This window comes from Pseudomonas sp. GD04058 (assembly GCF_029836855.1).
In the GTDB taxonomy this organism is placed as follows: domain Bacteria; phylum Pseudomonadota; class Gammaproteobacteria; order Pseudomonadales; family Pseudomonadaceae; genus Aquipseudomonas; species Aquipseudomonas bharatica.
This window is the reverse complement of the sequence record NZ_JAOECN010000002.1, coordinates 1-21,630: the sequence shown is the minus strand read 5'-3', so window position 1 is coordinate 21,630 and position 21,630 is coordinate 1. Positions and strand designations below refer to the sequence as shown.

18 protein-coding genes are annotated in these 21,630 nt (G+C 63.6%); 7 read left to right on the top strand and 11 right to left on the bottom strand.

Translation table 11 applies throughout. From position 1 onward, the window contains the following. Nucleotides 1-419 precede the first annotated feature (419 nt). The 3 genes from hrpA (at nt 420) to N7650_RS01840 (ending at nt 7,259) form a co-directional block, all read left to right on the top strand. Nucleotides 420-4,331, top strand: coding sequence for an ATP-dependent RNA helicase HrpA (gene hrpA / locus N7650_RS01850; protein WP_279896820.1), 3,912 nt, complete (start codon nt 420-422; stop codon nt 4,329-4,331). Between the two features lie 166 nt (nt 4,332-4,497). Next, entirely contained in the window at nt 4,498-5,619 is a 1,122-nt protein-coding gene (locus N7650_RS01845; RefSeq protein WP_279896817.1) for a beta-ketoacyl-ACP synthase III, read from the top strand. Between the two features lie 227 nt (nt 5,620-5,846). Beyond that, the gene (locus N7650_RS01840) at nt 5,847-7,259 is read left to right on the top strand and encodes a PLP-dependent aminotransferase family protein (RefSeq protein WP_009405184.1); all 1,413 of its coding nucleotides are present in this window, start codon (nt 5,847-5,849) and stop codon (nt 7,257-7,259) included. Here the strand turns inward: N7650_RS01840 and N7650_RS01835 are convergent. From N7650_RS01835 to N7650_RS01805, 7 genes are all read right to left on the bottom strand, one after another. Further along, nucleotides 7,210-7,500, bottom strand: a complete 291-nt coding sequence (locus N7650_RS01835) for a hypothetical protein (RefSeq protein ID WP_158467721.1) — start codon at nt 7,498-7,500, stop codon at nt 7,210-7,212. The genes N7650_RS01840 and N7650_RS01835 overlap by 50 nt on opposite strands. Nucleotides 7,501-7,542: 42 nt before the next feature. Next, nucleotides 7,543-8,304, bottom strand: coding sequence for a class I SAM-dependent methyltransferase (locus N7650_RS01830; protein WP_279896813.1), 762 nt, complete (start codon nt 8,302-8,304; stop codon nt 7,543-7,545). 64 nt (nt 8,305-8,368) lie between these two features. Then, complete coding sequence (locus tag N7650_RS01825) at nt 8,369-9,268, bottom strand: DMT family transporter (RefSeq protein WP_009405178.1); 900 nt, start codon at nt 9,266-9,268, stop codon at nt 8,369-8,371. 65 nt (nt 9,269-9,333) lie between these two features. Continuing rightward, the gene (locus N7650_RS01820; RefSeq protein ID WP_009405177.1) at nt 9,334-9,957 is read right to left on the bottom strand and encodes a 2OG-Fe(II) oxygenase; all 624 of its coding nucleotides are present in this window, start codon (nt 9,955-9,957) and stop codon (nt 9,334-9,336) included. A 2-nt stretch (nt 9,958-9,959) separates the two neighbouring features. Then, the gene (locus N7650_RS01815) at nt 9,960-11,189 is read right to left on the bottom strand and encodes a hypothetical protein (protein WP_279896809.1); all 1,230 of its coding nucleotides are present in this window, start codon (nt 11,187-11,189) and stop codon (nt 9,960-9,962) included. Beyond that, entirely contained in the window at nt 11,189-12,388 is a 1,200-nt protein-coding gene (locus N7650_RS01810; protein ID WP_279896807.1) for a hypothetical protein, read from the bottom strand. Before N7650_RS01810 ends, N7650_RS01815 begins: the two co-directional genes overlap by 1 nt. A gap of 4 nt (nt 12,389-12,392) precedes the next feature. Continuing rightward, nucleotides 12,393-13,133, bottom strand: coding sequence for an SDR family NAD(P)-dependent oxidoreductase (locus N7650_RS01805; RefSeq protein WP_279896805.1), 741 nt, complete (start codon nt 13,131-13,133; stop codon nt 12,393-12,395). 375 nt (nt 13,134-13,508) lie between these two features. Between N7650_RS01805 and N7650_RS01800 the strand changes: the two genes are divergently transcribed. After that, a complete protein-coding gene (locus N7650_RS01800) occupies nt 13,509-14,822 on the top strand; it encodes a porin (RefSeq protein WP_009405173.1) in 1,314 nt (437 codons plus the stop codon). Nucleotides 14,823-15,024: 202 nt separating this feature from the next. Then, on the top strand, nt 15,025-16,149 hold the full coding sequence (locus N7650_RS01795; protein WP_279896804.1) for a GNAT family N-acetyltransferase: 1,125 nt from the start codon (nt 15,025-15,027) through the stop codon (nt 16,147-16,149). 9 nt (nt 16,150-16,158) lie between these two features. Here the strand turns inward: N7650_RS01795 and N7650_RS01790 are convergent, their stop codons facing one another. From N7650_RS01790 to N7650_RS01775, 4 genes are all read right to left on the bottom strand, one after another. Beyond that, nucleotides 16,159-17,994 (bottom strand): ATP-binding cassette domain-containing protein, encoded by a 1,836-nt coding sequence (locus N7650_RS01790; protein ID WP_009405171.1) that lies wholly within the window; start codon nt 17,992-17,994, stop codon nt 16,159-16,161. 63 nt (nt 17,995-18,057) lie between these two features. Next, nucleotides 18,058-18,615, bottom strand: a complete 558-nt coding sequence (locus N7650_RS01785) for a peptidylprolyl isomerase A (RefSeq protein WP_009405170.1) — start codon at nt 18,613-18,615, stop codon at nt 18,058-18,060. After that, on the bottom strand, nt 18,609-19,424 hold the full coding sequence (locus N7650_RS01780; protein ID WP_009405169.1) for an alpha/beta fold hydrolase: 816 nt from the start codon (nt 19,422-19,424) through the stop codon (nt 18,609-18,611). The genes N7650_RS01785 and N7650_RS01780 overlap by 7 nt, the downstream gene beginning before the upstream one ends. Before the next feature lie 12 nt (nt 19,425-19,436). Further along, nucleotides 19,437-20,360 (bottom strand): LysR family transcriptional regulator, encoded by a 924-nt coding sequence (locus N7650_RS01775; protein WP_009405168.1) that lies wholly within the window; start codon nt 20,358-20,360, stop codon nt 19,437-19,439. Nucleotides 20,361-20,410: 50 nt separating this feature from the next. Between N7650_RS01775 and N7650_RS01770 the strand changes: the two genes are divergently transcribed. Then, complete coding sequence (locus N7650_RS01770) at nt 20,411-20,737, top strand: hypothetical protein (protein ID WP_009405167.1); 327 nt, start codon at nt 20,411-20,413, stop codon at nt 20,735-20,737. A gap of 100 nt (nt 20,738-20,837) precedes the next feature. Continuing rightward, a complete protein-coding gene (locus tag N7650_RS01765) occupies nt 20,838-21,437 on the top strand; it encodes an FMN-dependent NADH-azoreductase (protein ID WP_009405166.1) in 600 nt (199 codons plus the stop codon). Nucleotides 21,438-21,630 lie beyond the last annotated feature (193 nt).

Here is a 21,630-nt window from a genome sequence, read left to right as displayed (position 1 = left end):
CGGGCGTGACGGCAATGCCACAGGGCCCAGAAAGCGAGGATGACATGCACCAGCGGGTTTTCCCCGCGACGGGCCCGCGCCTTCGGGAACGAAGGGGCCTGGTGGGGGCGGGGCATGCTGGTGGACAAAGTCATGCCTTGATACTCCCATGCTGGCGATGGTTCATTAAATTGGTGTTTGTGTAACTTCAGTCAAGCTCTCACTAAACTTAGTGTGCTCAACACAGAACCCCTGTGGGAGCTGGCTTGCCAGCGATAGGGCCTGACCAGGCAACATCTTTGCCTAGGCAGGCCTCATCGCTGGCAAGCCAGCTCCCACAGGGTTATCGGCGATGCCTACAATCGGCAAATCTGCGACAATCCCCCGCTATTCCAAGCCGATCATCTCCCGCAGGACACGCCTGCGCCGCCAAAGACCTCATGACTGACCAGAACGCCGCCATCGGGCAACTGCTGAAAAACCTCGATCACGCCATGATCGCCGAGCGCCATCGCCTGCGCCGGCAACTTCACGAACTGCGCAAGCGTCCCGACGATGCGAAGCTGGCCCAGTGGGCGCAGCGGGTCCAGGCGTCCTGCGACCAGGCCGTGGCGCGCAAGGCCAGCGTGCCCACGGTGCGCTACGACGACAGCCTGCCCATCGCCGCCAAGCGCGACGAGATCAAGAAGCTGGTAGCGGAAAACCAGGTGGTGATCATTGCCGGTGAGACCGGCTCGGGGAAAACCACCCAGTTGCCGAAGATCTGCCTGGAGCTGGGGCGCGGCCAGTTCGGCCTGATCGCCCATACCCAGCCGCGGCGGATCGCTGCGCGCAGCGTTGCCAGCCGGGTTGCCGAAGAGCTGGGAACGCCGCTGGGCGCGCTGGTCGGCTACCAGGTGCGCTTCGAGGACCAGAGCGACGCCAATACCCTGGTCAAGCTGATGACCGACGGTATCCTCCTGGCCGAAACCCAGCACGACCGTTTCCTCGAACGCTACGACACGATCATCGTCGACGAGGCCCACGAGCGCAGCCTCAACATCGACTTCCTCCTCGGCTACCTGAAGACCCTGCTGCCGCGGCGCCCGGACCTGAAGGTGATCATCACCTCGGCGACCATCGACCTGGAGCGCTTTTCCAAGCACTTCGACGATGCGCCGATCATCGAGGTGTCCGGCCGCACCTTCCCGGTGGAAACCTGGTATCGCCCGCTGACCAGCGAGCAAGACGAGGAGGGCAACCGGGTCGAGGATGACCTCACCGTGGACCAGGCGATCCTTGCCACCCTCGACGAGATCGCCGCCCACGAGCGCAGCGTCGGCAAGGGCCCGGGCGATGTGCTGGTGTTCCTCCCCGGTGAACGGGAGATCCGCGATGCCGCCGAGGTGCTGCGCAAGGCGCAGTTGCGCCATACCGAGATCCTGCCGCTGTACGCGCGCCTGTCGCCGGCCGAGCAGCAGCGCATCTTCCAGTCCCATCCGGGGCGCAGGGTGGTACTGGCGACCAACGTCGCCGAAACCTCGCTGACCGTGCCCGGGATCCGCTACGTGATCGACAGCGGTACCGCGCGCATCAGCCGCTACAGCTATCGCGCCAAGGTCCAGCGTCTGCCGGTCGAGGCGGTGTCCCAGGCCAGCGCCAATCAGCGCAAGGGCCGTTGCGGCCGGGTCGAACCCGGCATCTGCGTGCGCCTTTACAGTGAAGAGGACTTCAACGCGCGGCCGGCCTTCACCGATCCGGAAATCCTGCGCACCAACCTGGCTGCGGTGATCCTGCAGATGCTCCATCTGCGCCTCGGCGAGATCGACGCCTTCCCCTTCATCGAGCCGCCGGATGGCAAGGCCATCAGCGATGGCTTCAACCTGTTGCAGGAACTCTCCGCGGTCAACCGCGAGAACCAGCTGACCCCGCTGGGCCGCCAATTGGCGCGCCTGCCGGTAGACCCGCGGCTGGGCCGCATGCTGCTCGAAGGCGCGAAACAGGGCAGCCTGCAGGAAGTGCTGATCGTCGCCAGCGCCCTGTCGGTGCAGGACCCGCGCGAGCGTCCGCCGGAGCGCCAGCAGGCTGCCGACCAGGCCCACGCGCAGTGGAAGGACGCCGATTCCGACTTCGCCGCGCTGGTCAACCTGTGGCGCGGCTTCGAAGAGCAGCGCCAGGAACTGACCTCCAGCCCGCTGCGCAACTGGTGCCGGAAGAACTTCCTCAACTACCTGCGCCTGCGCGAGTGGCGCGACGCCCATCGCCAGCTCGGGCTGATCTGCCGTGACCTGCAACTGGGGATCAACAAGGAGCCGGCGGACTTCCCGCGGCTGCACAAGGCGATCCTCTCCGGTCTGCTCAGCCAGATCGGCCAGAAAACCGAGGAAGGCGATTACCTCGGCGCCCGCCAGCGACGTTTCTGGGTGCATCCGTCCTCGGGCATCGGCAAGAAACGCCCGCAATGGATCATGGCCGCCGAACTGGTAGAAACCACCAAGCTCTACGCGCGCATGGTGGCGAAGATCGATTCCGATTGGATCGAGCCGCTGGCCGGCCATCTGCTGAAGAAAAACCACTTCGAGCCGCACTGGGAGAAGAAGCGCGGCCAGGTGGTGGCCTTCGAGCAGGTCACCCTGTACGGCCTGATCGTGGTCGGCCGGCGTCCGGTGCATTACGGGCCGATCGATCCGCAGGCGTCCCGCGAGCTGTTTATCCGCGAGGGCCTGGTGGGCGGCGAAATCAACTCCCGCGCCAAGTGCCTGGCGGCGAATAGAAAGCTGCTGGAGGAACTCGACGAACTGGAAGCCAAGGCGCGGCGCCGCGACATCCTCGCCGACGAAGAAACCCTCTACGGCTTCTACGAGGCGCGCCTGCCGGCGGAGATCCACCAGACCGCCACCTTCGACAGCTGGTACCGGGTCAACAGCCAGAAAGACCCGCAGTTGCTGATCATGCGTGCCGAGGACGTGCTGGCCCGCGAGGCCAGCGAAGTCACCGCCGCGCAGTACCCCGACACCTTGCGCCTGGGTGACCTGAAGCTGTCGCTGAGCTATCACTTCGAGCCCAACCATGCCCGTGATGGCGTGACCGTCAGGGTGCCGGCGCCCTTGCTGCCAAGCCTGCCGGGCGAGCGCCTCGAATGGCTGGTGCCGGGCTTGCTGGAAGCCAAGTGCATCGCCCTGGTGCGCAACCTGCCCAAGGCCCTGCGCAAGAACTTCGTGCCGGTGCCGGACTTCGTCAAGGCGGCCCTGTCGCGCATGACCTTCGCCGAGGGCTCGCTGTCCCAGGCCCTCGGTCGCGAGCTGCTGCGCATGACCGGCGCGCGGGTCAGCGACGAAGCCTGGGCCGAGGCGGAGCAGCAGGTGGAAAACCACCTGAAGATGAACATCGAGGTGGTCGATGGCCAGGGCAAGTTCCTCGGCGAAGGCCGCGACCTGGCCGAACTGACCGCCCGTTTTGCCGCTGCCAGCCAGGCCGCATTGGCCGTGCCGCAGTCGGAAAAAACCCAGAAACCAGTGGAGGCCAAGGGCTTCGGCAAGGTCGAGCAGACCGCCCAGCAGAAGATCGCCGGGCTGTCGATGACGGTCTACCCGGCGCTGGTGGAAGAGGGCGGTACGGTCAAGGAAGGGCGCTTCTCGACCCAGGCCGAGGCCACCTTCCAGCATCGCCGCGCCTTGCAGCGCCTGCTGCTGCAACAACTGGCCGAACCGGCGAAGTTCCTGCGCGGCAAGCTGCCGGGCCTGACCGAACTGGGCCTGCTCTATCGCGAGCTGGGGCGCGTCGAATCGCTGGTCGAGGACATCCTCCTGGCCAGCCTCGACAGTTGCGTGCTGGAGGGCGAAAGCACCTTGCCACGTGACGGTGCGGCGCTGGCCTCGCTGGCCGAACGCAAGCGCGGCGACTGGACCGGGCATGCCGAGCGCCTGGCCCGGCTGGTGCTGGAAATTCTCAAGCTGTGGCACGGCCTGCAGAAACGTTTCAAGGGCAAGATCGACCTGGCCCAGGCGGTAGCGCTCAACGATATCAAGCAGCAGCTTGGCAACCTGGTCTATCCGGGCTTCGTCCGCGAGACGCCGGGCCTGTGGCTCAAGGAACTGCCGCGCTACCTGAAGGCGATCGAACTGCGCCTGGAAAAACTTGGCGCGCAGGTGCAGAAGGACCGGGTCTGGAGTGGCGAGCTGGGTAACCTCTGGGCGCAATACAAGGCCCGCGCCGACAAGCATGCCCAGGAAGGCAAGCGCGACGAGCAGTTACAGGTGTACCGCTGGTGGCTGGAGGAATACCGGGTCTCGCTGTTCGCCCAGCAACTGGGGACCAAGGTGCCGATTTCCGACAAGCGCCTGGGCAAGCAATGGAGCCAGGTGGAAGCCTGACCGGCGCAGTTGTGGCACACTTGGCAGCATTTACCGCGACCGGACGCCCGTTCCGGTCGCGGCAACCGACACCCGAACAGCCGGCAATGGCTCTGCCCCAAGGGGTCGTTGCATTTGCAAGCTGGTACCTTGGTGCCAACTCGAAGAACCCAACAGAGGATCGATCGTGCATAACGTCGTCATCAGCGGCACTGGCCTGTACACCCCGGCCAACAGCATTTCCAACGAAGAGCTGGTGGAATCCTTCAACACCTTCGTCGCCCGATTCAACGCCGACAACGCCGAGGCTATCGCGCGCGGTGAGGTCCAGGCCCTGGCCGAGTCCAGCGCGGCCTTCATCGAAAAGGCCTCGGGGATCAAGAGCCGTTTCGTCATGGACAAGGACGGCATCCTCGACCCGCAGCGCATGAAGCCGCGCCTGCCCGAGCGCAGCAACGACGAGCCGTCGATCCTCTGCCAGATGGCCGTGGCCGCCGCCGAGCAGGCGCTGCAACGCGCCGGGCGCACTGCCGCCGACGTCGATGCGGTCATCGTCGCCTGCTCCAACCTGCAGCGTCCGTACCCGGCCATCGCCATCGAGGTGCAACAGGCCTTGGGCATCAACGGCTTCGGCTTCGACATGAACGTCGCCTGTTCCTCGGCCACCTTCGGCATCCAGGTCGCCTGCAACAGCGTGCAACTGGGCCAGGCCCGCTCGGTGCTGGTGGTCAGCCCGGAAATCTGTACCGGCCACCTCAACTTCCGCGACCGCGACAGCCACTTCATCTTCGGTGACGCCGCCACCGCCGTGCTGGTCGAGCGCGCCGACCTGGCCACCTCGGCGCATCAGTTCGAGATCGTCAGCACCAAGCTGCTGACCCAGTTCTCCAACAATATCCGCAACAACTTCGGCTTCCTCAACCGTGCGGCGGAAGAGGGTATCGGCGCGCCGGACAAGCTGTTCGTCCAGGAGGGTCGCAAGGTGTTCCGTGAGGTCTGCCCGATGGTCGCCGAACTGATCGGTACGCACCTGGCGGAAAACAACCTCAACGTCAGCGACGTGAAGCGTTTCTGGCTGCACCAGGCCAACCTGAGCATGAACCAGCTGATCGTCAAGAAGCTGCTGGGCCGTGACGCGCTGGAGGAAGAAGCACCGGTGATTCTCGACCGTTATGCCAACACCAGCTCGGCGGGTTCGGTGATTTCCCTGCACAGCCACCAGGATGACCTGCCCAAGGGCGCGCTGGGCGTGCTCAGTTCGTTCGGTGCCGGTTATTCCATCGGCAGCGTGATCCTGCGCAAGCGCTGATCTCCCCAGGCATCTATGTTGTTGCTGGCGGCCTCATCGCTGGCAAGCCAGCTCCCACAGGGTTTGTGGTGCATGCAATCCCTGTGGGAGCTGGCTTGCCAGCGATGAGGGCCGTGTGGACAACGCATGAAGCGTCATTGATCCGGAATCCAGGAGGACTGGTGTAATCTGCCGGCAAAAAGCCATAAGCTTTCGAAGCGGCATCGGTTTCAGCAGGGTTAAGCAAAATGTTCGAGATAGATCGCAACAGCAAAGTGCTGTTGGTGGACCAGATTCGCAACGCAATCATCAGCCGCATCGAGGCCTTCCAGTGGGTCCGCGGCAGCCGCCTGCCATCGGTCCGGGCTCTGTCCAAACAGCTGGGCGTGAGTATCTTCACGGTCAGCAGCGCCTATGAAGACCTGGTGGCCCGGCAGATCATCGAGTCGCGCCCGGGCGCGGGTTACTACATTCTCGCTTCCGGCCCCGCCGACACCGGCAAGGACGCCGAGCGGATGATCCCGCCCTCCAGCCTGCACGCCGGGTTCCTGTACCGTGCGCTGGACCCTTCGCAATACGATTTCCCGGTCAGCTCCGGTTACCTGCCGCCCTCGTGGCTGGCCGATGCGGTGCCGGCGTCGGTCACAGGACGGCTGATCCGCAATACCCTGTCCTGCAGCGTCCCGGCCCCGGCCGCCGGCAGTCAGGAGCTGCGCTCGGTGATCGCCAAGAAGCTGCGCGAGCTGCAGATCAATGCCTCCAGCACCCAGATCGTGGTGACCATCGGCGCTACCCACGCGTTCTCGCTGATCCGCAACATGATGCTCGAGCCCGGGGATTACCTGCTGGTCGAGGACCCCAGCTACCTGCTGCTGCAGCTCAAGCTGATCAAGGACCGCGACTTCAACATCATCACCGTGCCACGCACCCACGATGGCCCGGACCTGGAAGTGATGGAGGAAATGGTCGCCAGATACCGGCCCAAGCTGTTCCTGACACAGACCCTGATCCATAACCCGACCGGCGGCAACACCTCGCCGGCCAAGGGCTTCCGCATCCTGTCGCTGGCGCAGAAATACGATTTCCATATCGTCGAGGACGATATCTTCGGCGCCCTGTGCACCAAGCAGACGCTGCGCCTGAGCAGCCTCGACGAATGGAACCGGACCTTCTACCTGAGCGGTTTCAGCAAGGTGCTCAGCCCGGCGCTGCGCCTGGGCTACGTGGTGGCCCCGCCGGTCTTCGTCGAGCGCCTGGTGGAGCAGAAGATGTACAACGTGCTGTGCGGCTCGTCGCTGGACGAGACCATCGTGGCCTATACCCTGGAGTCCGGGCGCTACCAGCATCATCTGGATGCCTTGCGCCAGCGGGTGATGCACGAACGCATCCGCGCGCGCGACTGGCTGACCAAAGTGGGGGTGGAAATCGACGAGGGCGTGGTGGAGGGCTTGTTTATCTGGGCGCGCTTCCCTGCGCACGTGGATCTTCGCCGCCTGATCGAAGAGGCGCACGATGCGCGGATCTTCTTGGCCCCGGGTTCACTGTTCAGCAACACCCGCGGGTACGACCAGTACATCCGCTTGAATGTCAGTCATTGCAACGACATTCGTTTCAGACAATTTGTCGCTGACCATCTATGCAGCGAAACTGCCAGCGCTTGAAGTAATCGGCGAAGGTACTCACCTGTCCCAGGTCCTCATAGGAATAGATCACCCCGTTGAGGATCTGCACCACGTCGTTGTCGCCCAGGGTCGGGATAAAGGAATCCTCGAGGATCTCCATGCCGTTCACGGTCAGGCTCAGATCGTCGATCCAGTACAGCGGCTTGCCATCCTTGCCCGACCAGATCCGGCTGTCGGCATAAAAGGACTTGAGCGCCAATCCATTGGTTTGCATGGGCATAACGTTGATCCCGCTTCGACTGATTGAAGTGTTGGCCATGGCTCAGGCCTTCCTGTGTGCCTTGAACCGCAGGCGCGTCGCATCCACGGTCCAGCGTCCGCTGCTGTCCTGCAGGTCGCGGACCAGTTCTTCCGTTACCTCGTCAAGGAAAGCCGTGCGCATCGGCGCGGGTACCACCTGCAGGAAGTGACCACAGCATTCATTGATCCACTGCGCGATCGGCACATCCAGCACCAGCGGTTGCTCGAACCAGCTGATATGGCTGACATGGAACCCGGCCTGCTCCAGCACCTGCTGGTACTCATGGGCGCCGGGCAGGTACCAGCGCTCCAGTTCGCTGCCGTCGATCGAGCGGCGTTCCAGCGCGCCGTGCAGGGCGCGACGGATCAGCGCGGCATGGCCGCTGCCCGGGAACTCGCCGACGAAGCGTCCGCCCGGCTTGAGCGCCATGAAGGCGCCGATGGCCACTTCATTGGCCTGCTGCATCTCGTGCAGGGCGTCATGGCTGAACACCACATCGAACTCCTGATGGAAATACAGCTCCTCGGCATTGCCACGCTTCACATCGAGACCGCGGGCGCGAGCTGCCACCACCCGCTCCGGACTGATGTCGAAACCCACCACCCCGGCGCCCTGGCTGGCCAGTTGCGCACTCAGGCAGCCGTCGCCGCAGCCGATATCCAGCACTTGTTCGTCGGCCTTGAGCGCCAACAGGCCCAGTACGCCATCGACGTAGCGGGCAATGCAGTGCGTGGGGGTGTCCGGCGGCTCGCTGCCGGGGCGGAAAAAACTCGGAGCACTCATCTCGATGTTTCCGTCTGTTGCGGGATAAAAAGGCGCGTGCCGGTCGCCCGACACGCGCAAATGTTCAGAGTCGCTTGGACAGCCAGACCAGCACGATGACGATGGCGCACACCGCCGGGGTCAGCCAGTTCCAGGCTTCGCCCATCAGCCAGATGGAGAAGGCGAAGGTGAAGAAGGGTTGCAGCAGCTGCAGTTGGCTGATGCGCTGGATGCCGCCCAGGGCCATGGCGCGGTTCCACGAGAAGAAGCCCAGCAGCGAATTGATCAGGGCCAGGAACAGCAATGCGGCGATGCCTTGGCCGGGCAGGTTGGCGATGGTCTCGCCGTCATACAGGTACAGGCTGACCGGCAGCAGCACCGGCAGGCTGACCACCAGGGTCCAGCACATGACCTGCCAGCCCGGCAGTTCCTTGGACAGCGCACCGCCCTGGGCGTAGCCGAAGCCGGCCAGGACCACGGCGCCGAGCAGGGCCAGGTCGCCGATGTAGATGTCCTTCACATCGGACTTGATCACGGTGTAGGCGAACACGGTGAGGAAGCCCAGGCTCGACACCAGCCAGAACATTTTCGATGGCCGGGTGCCGGTGATCAGGGTGCCGAAGATCGCGGTGGACAGCGGCAAGGCTGCCAGTACTACGCCGCCGTGGCTCACCGGCACGTACTGCATGCCCAGTGCGGTGAGGATCGGGAAACCGTAGACGATGCCGGTGGAGGTCAGCAGCATGCGCTTGATCTGCGAGCCGTTGGGCAGTTTCGCCCGGCCGATGATCAGGAACGGAATCGCCGCGAGCGCAGCCAGTACCGAGCGGAAAAAGCCGACCTGCAGGGCGCTCAGGTCGCCGGCGAGCATCTTCGCCGCCGGCAGGGTCATGGCGAAGGCGGCGACGGAAATCAGGCCGAGGAAGTAGGCCTGCAGGTCCTGGTTCTTGGTGTCTTGAAAACTGGCGACTGTACTTTGCGTCATTGCAGCGGTTCCTTGTGGCTTTACCGGTAAGGCATCCGCCCGTCATGGGCGGATGCGCACGCCGGTCAGATCTGTTTGTTGTTCAGGTTCGGTTTGTCCAGCGGGCTGGTGCTGAGGAAGAACACCAGGGAGGTGCGCGTCCCGCTTTCCACCTTGCGCACGCCGTGGGGAATCTCGCAGCGGTTGATCAGCACATCGGCATAGCCGGTCTTGAGCTGGTGTTCCTTGCCTTCGTAGTCAACGAAGAACTCGCCACCGCCGTAGTCCTTGCCGAACTGGATCACCACCGAGTAGCGGTACTCCAGGTTGCTGTAGGTGTCGATGTGCTTGCCGATGAAGTTGCCGGCCTCCAGCTGGTTGGCCTGGCAACGGCGGATGAAGCACTCTTCGCCCATGATGCCGTTGAAGAACTCGCGGCTCTTGCCGGAGGAAAGGATCTCCACCACGCGCTTGCCCCACGGATCGTTGCGGTACACCGGCAACTGGCCTTTCTGGTCTTCCATGAAACGGCCGACCGAGAGGAAGTTCTGCTCGCCCACGTCACCGATCTCGATGATGGTCTTGGGGATCACCTGGCAGGCTTCTTCCATGTAGGCCAGGTCTTCCCGGGAGAACAGCTGGGCAGCGTTGAGGGCTGCGTAGGCGGTGCTGTTCAGTTGCTGGCTTGCCGCTTGAATCGTCTCTTGCATGATCAGGCTCCTTGAGAACTGGGCGTGGGGTACAGCGTGTCTTGGGGTTGGGTGGCCCCGGTGTGCAGCGGGCCGAAAGGCTCGCGCACGCCGCGGCACATGTGGTCGCGAATCAGGTACAGGCCGGCCATGAAGCCCCAGACTTCGAGGAAGGGGCCGTAGCTCGAAGGCTGGCCTTCGATGCTGGCGCGGTAGTTGGCGATATGCCGGTAATGCACGTTCGGGCGACGGTGGTGGGCGTCGTGGTTGGGCAGGTCCTGCGGGTAGACGTACAGGCGCACCGGTACATCCAGCAGCAGCGCCTTGAGCAGCCACGTGCTCCAGGCGACGACGCCACCGCTCGGCGGCGTGCGGCCCTGGAAGCGGCCCCAGGTCAGGCGGCCGTAATGCGGCTTGTCGGCCCGGCCATCCTCGCGCTGGTAGAACCACAGGTGTTCGGTGAACAGCTGCAACCACATCGAATGCTCGAACAGCACCGCCCGCGGGATCCCGTAGATCAGGGCGAAGGCCATCAGGCTATCGGTGGCCCAAAGCAGCACCAGCAGCACCGCCCAGAACGCCAGGCGAAAGCGCACTTCGTCCCGTGGCGGGCGCACGAAGCAGTCATGCAGCGTCGCGCGCCATTGGCGCAGCAGGTAGGCCGGACGGAACGGCGTGCAGATCACCCGCCACCAGTAGGCCAGCTCCGGCATGCCCGGGTAGAAGCCCTGGGCCTGGATGAAACGCTGGTCCGGGTCGATGTCGGTGCACAGCACATGGATATTGTGGTGTTCACGGACATGGCTCTGGTTGTAGGTGTCCCAGTCCTGGTACAGCAGCGGCGTGCTCAGGAACAGCCGCGCGTAACGCTGGGCCCGCGCCTTGTCCTTGAGCACCGCGCCGTGGGTCAGGTAATGGAAGGTCGCCTGCATGCTGCGCAGGCGGTTGACCATCAGCACCCAGGCCGCAAGCACCAGCAGCACCGAGAGCAGCGGATGGAAAGCGCCTTCCAGCACCGCCTTGCCGAGCAGCACCAGGCCGATCATCACGGTCCAGGTGAACAGCAGGTGGGCCAGCAGGAAGCGCTCGCCGGTCTGCTCCATCCGTTGCTTCAGCACGTCGGCCGGTTGCGCCTGGCCCTTGCCGGTCAGCCAGGTCCACAGCGGCTGGAACGGCAGCCGGGCGTAGGCCGCGCGCAGGTTGCCCTGCGGCCCGTACTGGCAGTAATGGGTGGCGTTGTCGTGCTGGTTCATCAGTACACCCGCGTCAGGTAAAGGACCGGGATGTCGCTGTACAACCAGTAGAACGGCTGCATGCGGTTATGGTCGGCACCGATCACGATCGGGTTCTGCCATTGCGCGGCGAACACCTTGCCGATGGCCGCGTATTCGGCGCCCTGGGCGTAGAGGATCTGCATCAGTTCCTCGTTGCTGCGCTGCTGGTGCCAGGCCTGGTACAGCGGCAGGCGGGCATTGAAGATCGCCGCGTAGTCCAGGTCGCTGTCGACGATGCAGCCGTTGTCGCGCCTGGCCAGGCGCTGCTCGGCATCGGCGGTCATGGCGCGCCACTGCGCTTCGCCACCGGCGGCCTCGGCGATCATGATCGACTCGGTGTCCGGGCCGAGGATGTCGAGGATCTTCTGCTGGCTGATACGCAGCTTGCGGGCGAAGCCCTCGCGGGTTTCCTTGAGGCGGTTCAGGGTCGAGGCGTCGAAGCCTTCGAAATCGCCGGCGCCGACGGCGATGCGCGCATCGATACCGTGCTTCTTCAGGACCGCTTGCAGCACCGGCAAGGTCTTGACCACCCGCCCGGCGACCAGGCCAATGCCCTCGCCCAGGTGCTCGAAGGTGTAGCGCAGGCGACCGTTCTTGCTTTCGTAGCCGTAGTCCGGGCAGACCGGCGAGACCAGGGTGATGGGTTCACCGGCAAGGCCCTTGGCCAGTGTTTCGGCGAAACGGGCCATGAAGTGCGGCGCCGAGGTGGTGAAGGAGAGGCGTTCGAAGGCTTTCTCCAGGTCGATCACCAGGGCGTCCGGCAGCACTGTCATGGCCGGGTAGCGAACCTTCAGCGCCGGGGTGGTTACCGTGTTGTCGTTGACCGCGCAAAGCAGCAGGTTGAGCAACGAAGGACGGCTTTGGTTGATATAGGGTTTATCCAGGATCAGGGTCTTGCGGCCTTCGTCATTGCGAACTTGCCATTGAAAGCCCGGGAACTTCGACTGAATGAAACGGTAGAACGGCATATAGCGTGGAAGTCCGGTCTGTTCATCATCTTCGCGTTGGAAGTTGGCATAGACGGCGGACAGCCGGGACACTTCTTCTTCAATGCACAATGCCTTGACCAGATCGGCCGGTGGTTGTTGCGATAGCGAGATCGGCGACAACACGCGCTTGCTGATCAACTTATGGGTAAGTTTGTTTCTGACGTAATACTTCGCGAGAGATTGGCTCATGGCATCACCGATACGAAAGTTCCTGGTCAGCAGGCGTTAGTTCGATAAGGTTGATATTCACGTGAGGCGGCTGGCGCAGGGCCCAGACCACCGCGTTGGCGACATCTTCCGGTTGCAGCGGGGTCAGGCTGCTGTACACCTGGTCGGCGCGGGCCTGGTCGCCGTCGTTCTGCACCAGGGCGAACTCCGAGCGGGTCTTGCCCGGCGCAATGGTGGTCAGGCGCACCCGGCTGCCCACCAGTTCGGTGCGCAGGCAGCGGCCGAAATGGTCGACGAAGGCCTTGGAGGCGGCGTACACGTGGCCGCCCTGGTAATGCACATGGGCCCCGATCGAACTCAGGTTGACCACATGGCCCTGGCCGCTGGCGATCAGCCTCGGCAATAGCGCACGGGTCACGTTGATCAAGCCGTGGACATTGGTATCGAGCATGGTTGCAATCTGCTCGTCCGTGATATCCAGTAACTTGCCGTGGCCTTGCAGCAGGCCGGCGGCATTTACAAGTTTGCTGATCGTTGCAAATGCTTCGGGTAATTCATTGATCCGTTCATTCAACGACTGTTTGTCGCGAACATCACACTGCAGAGGGTGGAAACTTCCGTGGAATTCATCCGCCAATGCATTCAGGCGGTCTTCACGACGGCCGATTCCGATAACCTTGCTTCCCTGCCTTAGCAACGTTCTGGCGCAAGCCAGCCCGATGCCAGACGTCACTCCGGTGACGACGACCGTTTCATCAGTTTTCAATTGGTGCTCCTTCTAACTTGCACTTTTAGGTGGGGTGGTGTTGCTACCTGTAAGCGTCCGTGCCTGATGAACGGGTGCAGATTAGAAAGAGCGCGGGGGGATGTACCGGTACAGCCGGAGCGCTGCGCGCCGAACTGTCTGGTCGCCGGACCATGACAGTTGGCGGGGCGGGATCAGGACGGTGGCGGGCGTCCCGTCAAGGCGTTTTGCCATATTCCTGTTCGGAGTAAAAAAGTTCCGTTGTCACAAAACATTTATATAAAAGCCACTGATCTGAAATAACCCCCCGCCAAGATTCCTCCCCAGCACAAGCGGCCCTGGCCGCGTGTTTTTTCAACGTAATCAAGACCATAAAACGTTAGGGGAGCTTCATCGATGATCCGTAAGCACTTCGCAGGTTTCGTAGCCAGCGCCTTGGCCATGGCCGTTACCGCCCAGGCTTTCGCGGGTACCGTGACCACCGACGGCGCCGATATCGTAGTCAAGACCAAAGGTGGCCTCGAGGTCGCTACTACTGACAAGCAATACAGCTTCAAGATCGGTGGTCGTCTCCAGGCCGACTACAGCCGCTTCGACGGTTTCTACACCAACAACGGCAACACCGCCGATGCTGGCTACTTCCGTCGCGCCTTCCTCGAGATTGGCGGCGTCCTGGCTACCGACTGGGCTTACCAGGTCAACTACGACTTCTCCCACAACGCCGGTGGTGACAACCGTTCCGAAGACGGCTACTTCGACGAAGCCTCGCTGGCCTACAACGGCTTCAAGCCAGTGTCGATCAAGGTCGGTCGCTTCGACCCCGAGTTCGGCCTGGAAAAAGCCACCAGCTCCAAGTGGGTCACCGCTCCGGAGCGCACCGCAGCCTATGACCTGGCCGACTGGGTCAACAGCCACAACGGCGGGCTGGGTATCCAGGCTTCGAGCAACATCGGTGAGTCCGTCTACCTGTCCGGTGGTGTGTTCGCCAAGGACGCCACCAACGCCGACAAGGATGGCGACAGCACCAAGCAGTTCAACTTCCGTGGCGTCTTCGCGCCACTGCACAGCGACGGCAACGTCCTGCACTTCGGCCTGAACGTGGCGCAACGCGACCTGTCCGACACCGCGTTCGACGGTCGTATCCGCAGCCGCCTGGGCATGCGTGGCGTGAGCACCGATGGCGGCCAGGATGCCGGTACCAACGGCAACCGCCTGACCCTGGCTGGCGCCAACAACACGCCGGCTGGCGCCTACGACACCGACCGCGCCTGGGGCCTGGAAGCTGCCTTCGCCACCGGCCCGTTCTCGGTGCAGGGCGAATACCTCAAGCGCAAGGTCGAGGCTGACGCCGCTGCCTACCAGGACATCAAGGCCACCGGTTACACCGCGCAGGTGGCCTACACCCTTACCGGCGAGGCCCGTGGCTACAAGCTCGGCAAGTTCGACGCGATCAAGCCGCAGAACAAGCAGATCGGTGCCTGGGAAGTGTTCTACCGCTACGACCATATCGAAGCCGAGGATGACAACGGCGCCTATGCCCGTGTTGGCGACATCGAAGGCAAGGTGCATAACCTGGGTCTGAACTGGTACGCCAACGAGTCGATCAAGCTGAGCGGTACCTACATCAAGGCCAAGGTCGACAACGCCCAGAACGCCAATGGCGACGACGATGGCGACGGTTTCGTACTGCGCGCACAGTACGTGTTCTAAGCAACGACGCTCCTTCATCCGTTAAATGTTCAGCCCCACTTCGGTGGGGCTTTTTTTTGGACTTGTGTTGCTCTCCGGGGCCTCATCGCTGGCAAGCCCCACAGGTTGGCGCGAACCCTGTGGGAGCTGGCTTGCCAGCGATGAGGCCACCAGCTACAACACAAATCTTCTTTTCCTGCACACAACCCGGCAAACTCCTGCAATGCCGACGCTCATCCTGAACCACCTCGCCGAACTCGATGCCGCTACCTGGGACGCCCTGGTCCCGGCGGACCAGCCGTTCCTGCGCCACGCGTTTCTGCGCAGCCTGGAAGACAGCGGCAGCGTCACCCCGCGCACCGGCTGGACCCCGTCCCACCACCTGCTTGCCGACGACAGCGGCAACGTCCTGGCCGCCATGCCGGCCTACGCCAAGACCCACTCCTTCGGCGAGTACGTGTTCGACCATGGCTGGGCCGATGCCTGCGCCAGAGCCGGGATCGGCTACTACCCGAAACTGCTGTGCGCCGTGCCGTTCTCGCCGGTCGGCGGGCCGCGCCTGCTCGGCGAGCCCCAGGCGCTGGCGCTGCTGCTGGACAAGGTCGAGGAATCACTGCTGGAACAGGGCCAGTCCGGCCTGCACGTGAATTTCACCGACCCCGCCGCCGACGCCATCCTGCAGGGACGCGACGGCTGGCTGGAGCGCCTGGGCTGCCAGTTCCACTGGCGCAACCAGGGCTACCGGGATTTCCAGGATTTTCTCGACGCCCTGGCGTCGCGCAAGCGCAAGCAGATGCGCAAGGAACGCGAGCAGGTGGCGGGGCAGGGGTTCGACTTCCGTTGGTATCACGGCGCGGAACTGAGCGAGGCGCAGTGGGACTTCGTCTACGCCTGCTATGCCAATACCTACGCGGTACGCCGCCGCGCGCCCTATCTGACCCGTGACTTCTTCAGTCTGCTGGCCGAGCGTATGCCTGAGGCGATCCGTGTGGTAATGGCCGTGCAGGGCGGGCGCGAGGTGGCAATGGCGTTCAGCCTGGTCGGAGGCGACAGCTTCTACGGGCGTTATTGGGGCTGCCTGGCCGAGTTCGACCGCCTGCATTTCGAAACCTGCTTCTACCAGGGCATGGATTACGCCATCGCCGAAGGTCTGCAGCGCTTCGATGCCGGTGCCCAGGGCGAGCACAAGCTGATCCGCGGTTTCGAACCGGTGATCACCCGCTCCTGGCACTACCTGCTGCACCCGGGCCTGCGCACGGCGGTGGAGGATTTCCTGGGTCAGGAGCGTGTCGGCGTACTGGCTTATGCAGAGGAGGCGCGTTCGGCCCTGCCGTATCGACAGGGCTGAACGATCGGTTCAATCGACGCCGACGAAACCGCCGGTCTGGTGGTGCCACAGGCGGGCATAGAGTCCGCGCTGGGCCAGCAGTTCGGCATGGCTGCCCATCTCGGCGATCCGGCCTTTTTCCAGGACTACCAGGCGATCCATCCGGGCGATGGTCGAAAGGCGGTGGGCGATGGCAATCACGGTCTTGCCCTGCATCAGGGTTTCCAGGCTTTCCTGGATCGCCGCCTCGACCTCGGAGTCCAGTGCCGAGGTGGCTTCGTCCATGATCAGGATCGGTGCGTTCTTCAGCAGTACCCGGGCGATCGCGATGCGCTGGCGCTGGCCGCCGGACAGCTTGACCCCGCGCTCGCCGACATGGGCGTCGAAGCCGGTGCGGCCCTGGGCGTCGCTGAGCAGCGGGATGAACTCGTCGGCCCGTGCACCACGCACCGCGTTCCATAACTCCTCGTCGCTGGCGTCGGGCTTGCCGTAGCGCAGGTTATCGCGGATCGACCGGTGCAGCAGCGAGGTGTCCTGGGTAATCATGCCGATCTGCCCGCGCAGGCTCTGCTGGGTCACCCCGGCGATGTCCTGGCCGTCGATGAGGATCCGTCCGCCTTCCAGGTCATAGAGGCGCAGCAGCAGGTTGACCAGGGTCGATTTGCCCGCGCCGGACGGGCCGATCAGGCCGATCTTTTCGCCCGGGCGGATATCCAGGTCGAGGTTGCTGATGATCCGGCTGCCGCTCTTGCCGTAGTGGAAGTCGACATTCTCGAAACGTACCGCGCCGCGCTCGACCTTCAGCGCCGGGGCGTTCGGCCTGTCGCTGACGCTGACCGGCTGGGCGATGCTTTCCAGGCCGTCCTGCACGGTGCCGATATTCTCGAAGATGCCGTTGACCACCCACATGATCCAGCCGCTCATGTTGACGATACGGATCACCAGGCCGGTGGCCAGGGCGATGGCGCCGGTACTGATCAGCGACTGGGTCCACAGCCATAGGGCAAGGCCGGTGGTGGTGACGATCAGCAGGCCATTCAGGCTGGTGATGACCACGTCCATGCTGGTGATGACCCGGCTGGCGAGCTGGGTCTTCTCGGTCTGCTCGCGGATCGCCTCGCGCGCGTACTGCTGTTCGAAATCGGTGTGGGCGAACAGCTTGAGGGTGGCGATATTGGTGTAGCCATCGACGATGCGTCCCATCAGCTTGGAGCGGGCCTCGGACGACACCACCGAGCGCTCCTTCACCCGCGGCACGAAGTAGCGCAGCGCCAGGATGTAGCAGGCGATCCAGGTCAGCAGGGGGATCATCAGGCGCCAGTCGGCTTCGGCGAACAACACCAGGGAACTGATGGCGTAGATGCTCACGTGCCACAGCGCGTCCATGGCCTGCACCAGCGAATCGCGCAGCGAATTGCCGGTCTGCATGATGCGCTGGGCAATGCGCCCGGCGAAGTCGCTCTGGAAGAAGTTCAGGCTTTGCTTGAGCACATAGGCGTGGTTCTGCCAGCGGATCATGCTGGTCATGCCCGGGCTGATGGCCTGGTGCACCATCAGGTCATGCAGGCCGACGAAGAGCGGCCTGAGGATCAGCGCCACCACCAGCATCCAGATGAGTTCGCCGGCGTGCTCGCTGAACAGGTTGACGTTGGGAGTGCCCTGGGCCAGGTCGATGATCCGGCTCAGGTAGCTGAACAGTGCCACCTCGATCAGCGCGACGATCAGGCCCAGCACCATCAGGGCGACGAAGGCCGGCCAGACCTGGCGCAGGTAGTAGAGATAGAAGGGCAGGACCCGTGAAGGAGGCGCCGCGGTGGGCGCCTCGCGGAAGATGTCGATCAACTGCTCGAAACGACGGAACAGCATGCAGCACTCCTGTAGTCGGGGCGGGCGCCTTGCCCGCGGGGTCACGTCCCTGTGACACCACGGTCAGTCGATGCGCTTGGCCGACTTGATATAGACCGGATCGGCGGGCACGTCGCGCATGCCTTTCTTCACGGTGGTTGGTGAGTTGACGATCTGGTCGACCACTTCCATGCCCTTGGTCACCTTGCCGAATACCGCGTAGCCGGCGTCGCGGCCCGGGTTGAGGAAATCATTGTCGGCCACGTTGATGAAGAACTGGCTGGTGGCCGAGTTCGGGTTCGAGGTGCGGGCCATGGACAAGGTGCCGCGTGTATTCATCAGGCCGTTGCCGGCCTCGTTGCGGATCGGGTCCTTGGTGTCCTTCTGCACCATCTGGTCGGTGAAGCCGCCGCCTTGGACCATGAAGCCCGGGATCACGCGATGGAAGATGGTGTTGTTGTAGAAGCCGCTGTCCACGTACTGCAGGAAGTTCTTGGTGCTCAGCGGTGCCTTTTCGGCGTTGAGTTCGATCTCGATCTTGCCGAAGCTGGTGACCAGTTCGACGTGCGGGGTCTTGTCCGACGCCATGACGCCGGTAGCGAAGGCGACCGAGCAGGCGGCCATGAGGATTTTCTTCAGCATGTACTCAATGATCCTTGAGAGGTGGTTGGAGCCGCAGCGAGGAACTGCAGCAGGGTCTGGTTGAAGACATGAGGCTGGTCCAGCGGCGTAGCGTGCCGGGAATCGGCGATCACCGCCAGTCGTGCGCCGGGAATCAGTGCGGTGTATCGCTCCTTGAGCGCCACCGGGGTGTAGTCGTGGTCGGCGCTGATGATCAGGGTCGGGCAGGTAATCCGCCCGATGCGCTCCTCCACGCCCCAGTTGACGATGGCATCGAAGCTGGCGAGATAGGCGCGCTTGTCGTTGCGGGCCCAGCGTTCGGCCATCTTCTGCCGTAGCCCGGCCTGCTCAGGCTTGGGGAACAGCCGTGCCGCCAGGCCCTTGCCGATGGTCCGCAAGGGCAGGACCCGGGCCAGGGTCCAGCGCTTGGCCCACTGCCAGTAATCGTCGCGGGTCCGGACCTTTACCGCCGGGGCGCTGTTGACGATGGTCAGGCTGCGCAGCCGTTCAGGATGATCGACGGCGAGCTGGAAGCCGACCATGCCGCCCATGGACAGGCCGACGAAGTGCACCGGGCCTGTGTCGAGATGGTCCAGCAGGGCGGTCAGGTCGGCACTGAAGCCGGCGATGCTGTAGCGCTCGCGGGGCTTGTCGGAGCGGCCATGGCCGCGCAGGTCGAGAAGGATCAGGCGATAACGGGCGGCCAGTTCGGGAATCTGCAGCTCCCAGTCCTGGCAACTGGAGCCCAGGCCGTGCAGCAGTACCAGGGGTTGGCCCTGGCCATATTCTTCGTAGTGCAGGGAGCAACCTTCATGTTCGAAGCGGGCCATGGGCGGTACCTGTCAGGCTTGGGCCGGGGCGGCGAAGGGAACGTCCAGCGGCGCGGTATCGAAGTTGCGCAGCAACTCGATGAGGATCTGCGTGGCCGGGCCCAGGGGTTTGTCCTTGTTCGAGTAAAGGTAGAACAGCGGGTGACGACTGCCACCCTGGTCCAGCGGCAGCGGCTTGAGCACGCCTTCGCGCAGCTCGCGTTCGATCAGATGGCGCGGCAGCCAGGCGAAGCCCAGGCCGCTGCTGACGAAGGTCGCGGCCGTGGCCAGGCTGCCCACGGTCCAGCGCTGTTCGGCGCCGAGCCAGCCGACATCGCGCGGCTGGGAGCGACCGGAGTCGCGGATCACCACCTGCAACTGGCTTTCCAGATCCTGGAAGTTGAGCACCCGGCCGAGTCTATGCAGCGGATGTTCCGGATGGGCCACGGCGACGAACTCCACCGCACTCAATTCGGCGCCCAGGTAGCCGGCGATGCTGAAGCTGCTGATGGCCAGGTCGGCGATACCTTCGTGCAGCACCTCCTCGACCCCGGACAGCACTTCCTCGCGCAAGCGCACCCGGCAGCCGCGGCTTTGCGGCATGAAGGCGCTCAGGGCGCGGACCAGGCGCGCGTTGGGGTAGGCGGCGTCCACCACCAGGCGCACCTCGGCTTCCCAACCCTGTTCCATATGGTGGGCGAGGTCTTCCAGCTGGCTGGCCTGCTTGACCAGTTGCCGCGAGCGACGCAGCAGGACGTTGCCGGCATCGGTCAGCACCGCCTTGCGCCCGTCGATGCGCAGCAGCGGCACGCCCAGTTGATCCTGCATCCGCGCCACGGTGTAGCTCACCGAGGATTGCGAACGGTGCAGGGCTTCGGCGGCCTGGGCGAAGCCGCCATGATCGACCACTGCCTGCAGGGTTCGCCACTGATCCAGGGTAACGCGCGGCGCTTTCATCTTCGGCTCCTGTTGTCCTAAGCTGGCGCTCTTCTCAAGGAGAGCGTCGAATGAAGAAACACTTTGTTGCGTTGCTGGCGATGCTGCCGCTGACTGCGGTCGCCTACCCCATCGAGGTGAAGAAGGAGCTGGCCGAGGGCATCAAGCTCGATACCACCGCCTACGATACCGCCCACGACATGGCCACCATCACGCTCAACAACTATGGTGACACCGCCGCTTCGTGCCGGGTGAGGTTCTATAACGGCCCGGAAACCCCGCGTAACCGCAGGGTCGATGTGCCGGCGAAAAAGAGTGTCGATGTCACGGCCAACTTCAACAAGCAGATCATCAAGATGCGCATCTTCGTTGACTGCAAAGCGCAACAAACAAATTAACTGATAGATTTAACCGATTTTTTACGCTTTTTTATCGATAGGTCAACCATTAATCTTGCCTCCATCGACTTAGCGACCTTGCCGATGGAGGCAAAATTCAATGTCCCGCGTACTGATCATCGAAAGCAGCGCCCGCCAGCAGGATTCGATCTCCCGTCAACTGACCCGTGATTTCGTTGCCCAGTGGCAGGCCGCCAACCCCGCCGACAGCATCACCCTGCGCGACCTGGCGCAAAATCCGGTGCCACACCTGGACGCCAACCTGCTCGGTGGCTGGATGAAGCCGCAGGAACAGCGCAGCGCCGAGGAACTCCAGGCCCTGGCCCGTTCCAACGAACTCACCGATGAAGTGCTGGCCGCCGATGTGCTGGTGCTTGCCGCCCCGATGTACAACTTCGCCATCCCGAGCACCCTGAAGGCCTGGCTGGACCATGTGCTGCGTGCCGGCGTGACCTTCAAGTACACCGAAACCGGCCCGCAAGGCCTGCTGACCGGCAAGCGCGCCTATGTGCTGACCGCTCGCGGCGGCATCCATGCCGGTGCGTCCAGCGATCACCAGGAACCCTACCTGCGCCAGGTGCTGGCCTTCATCGGCATCCACGACGTGACCTTCATCCATGCCGAAGGCCTGAACATGGGCGGCGACTTCCACGAGAAGGGCCTGAACCAGGCCAAGGCCAAACTGGCCGCGGTCGCCTGAGGCCAAAGAACATTCCCTGACTGACACCCCTTTTTGCTCCTTTGGGTGTGCTGCCCGGTCGAAGCCTTGCGCTCGGCCGGGCTTTTTTATTGCCTCCAAGGTCCTCATCGCTGGCAAGCCAGCTCCCACAGAGTCCGAGTCGCTGCAGGCCCCTGTGGGAGTCCGCCCGCCGCCCCGGCGCCGCGCTGTCGCG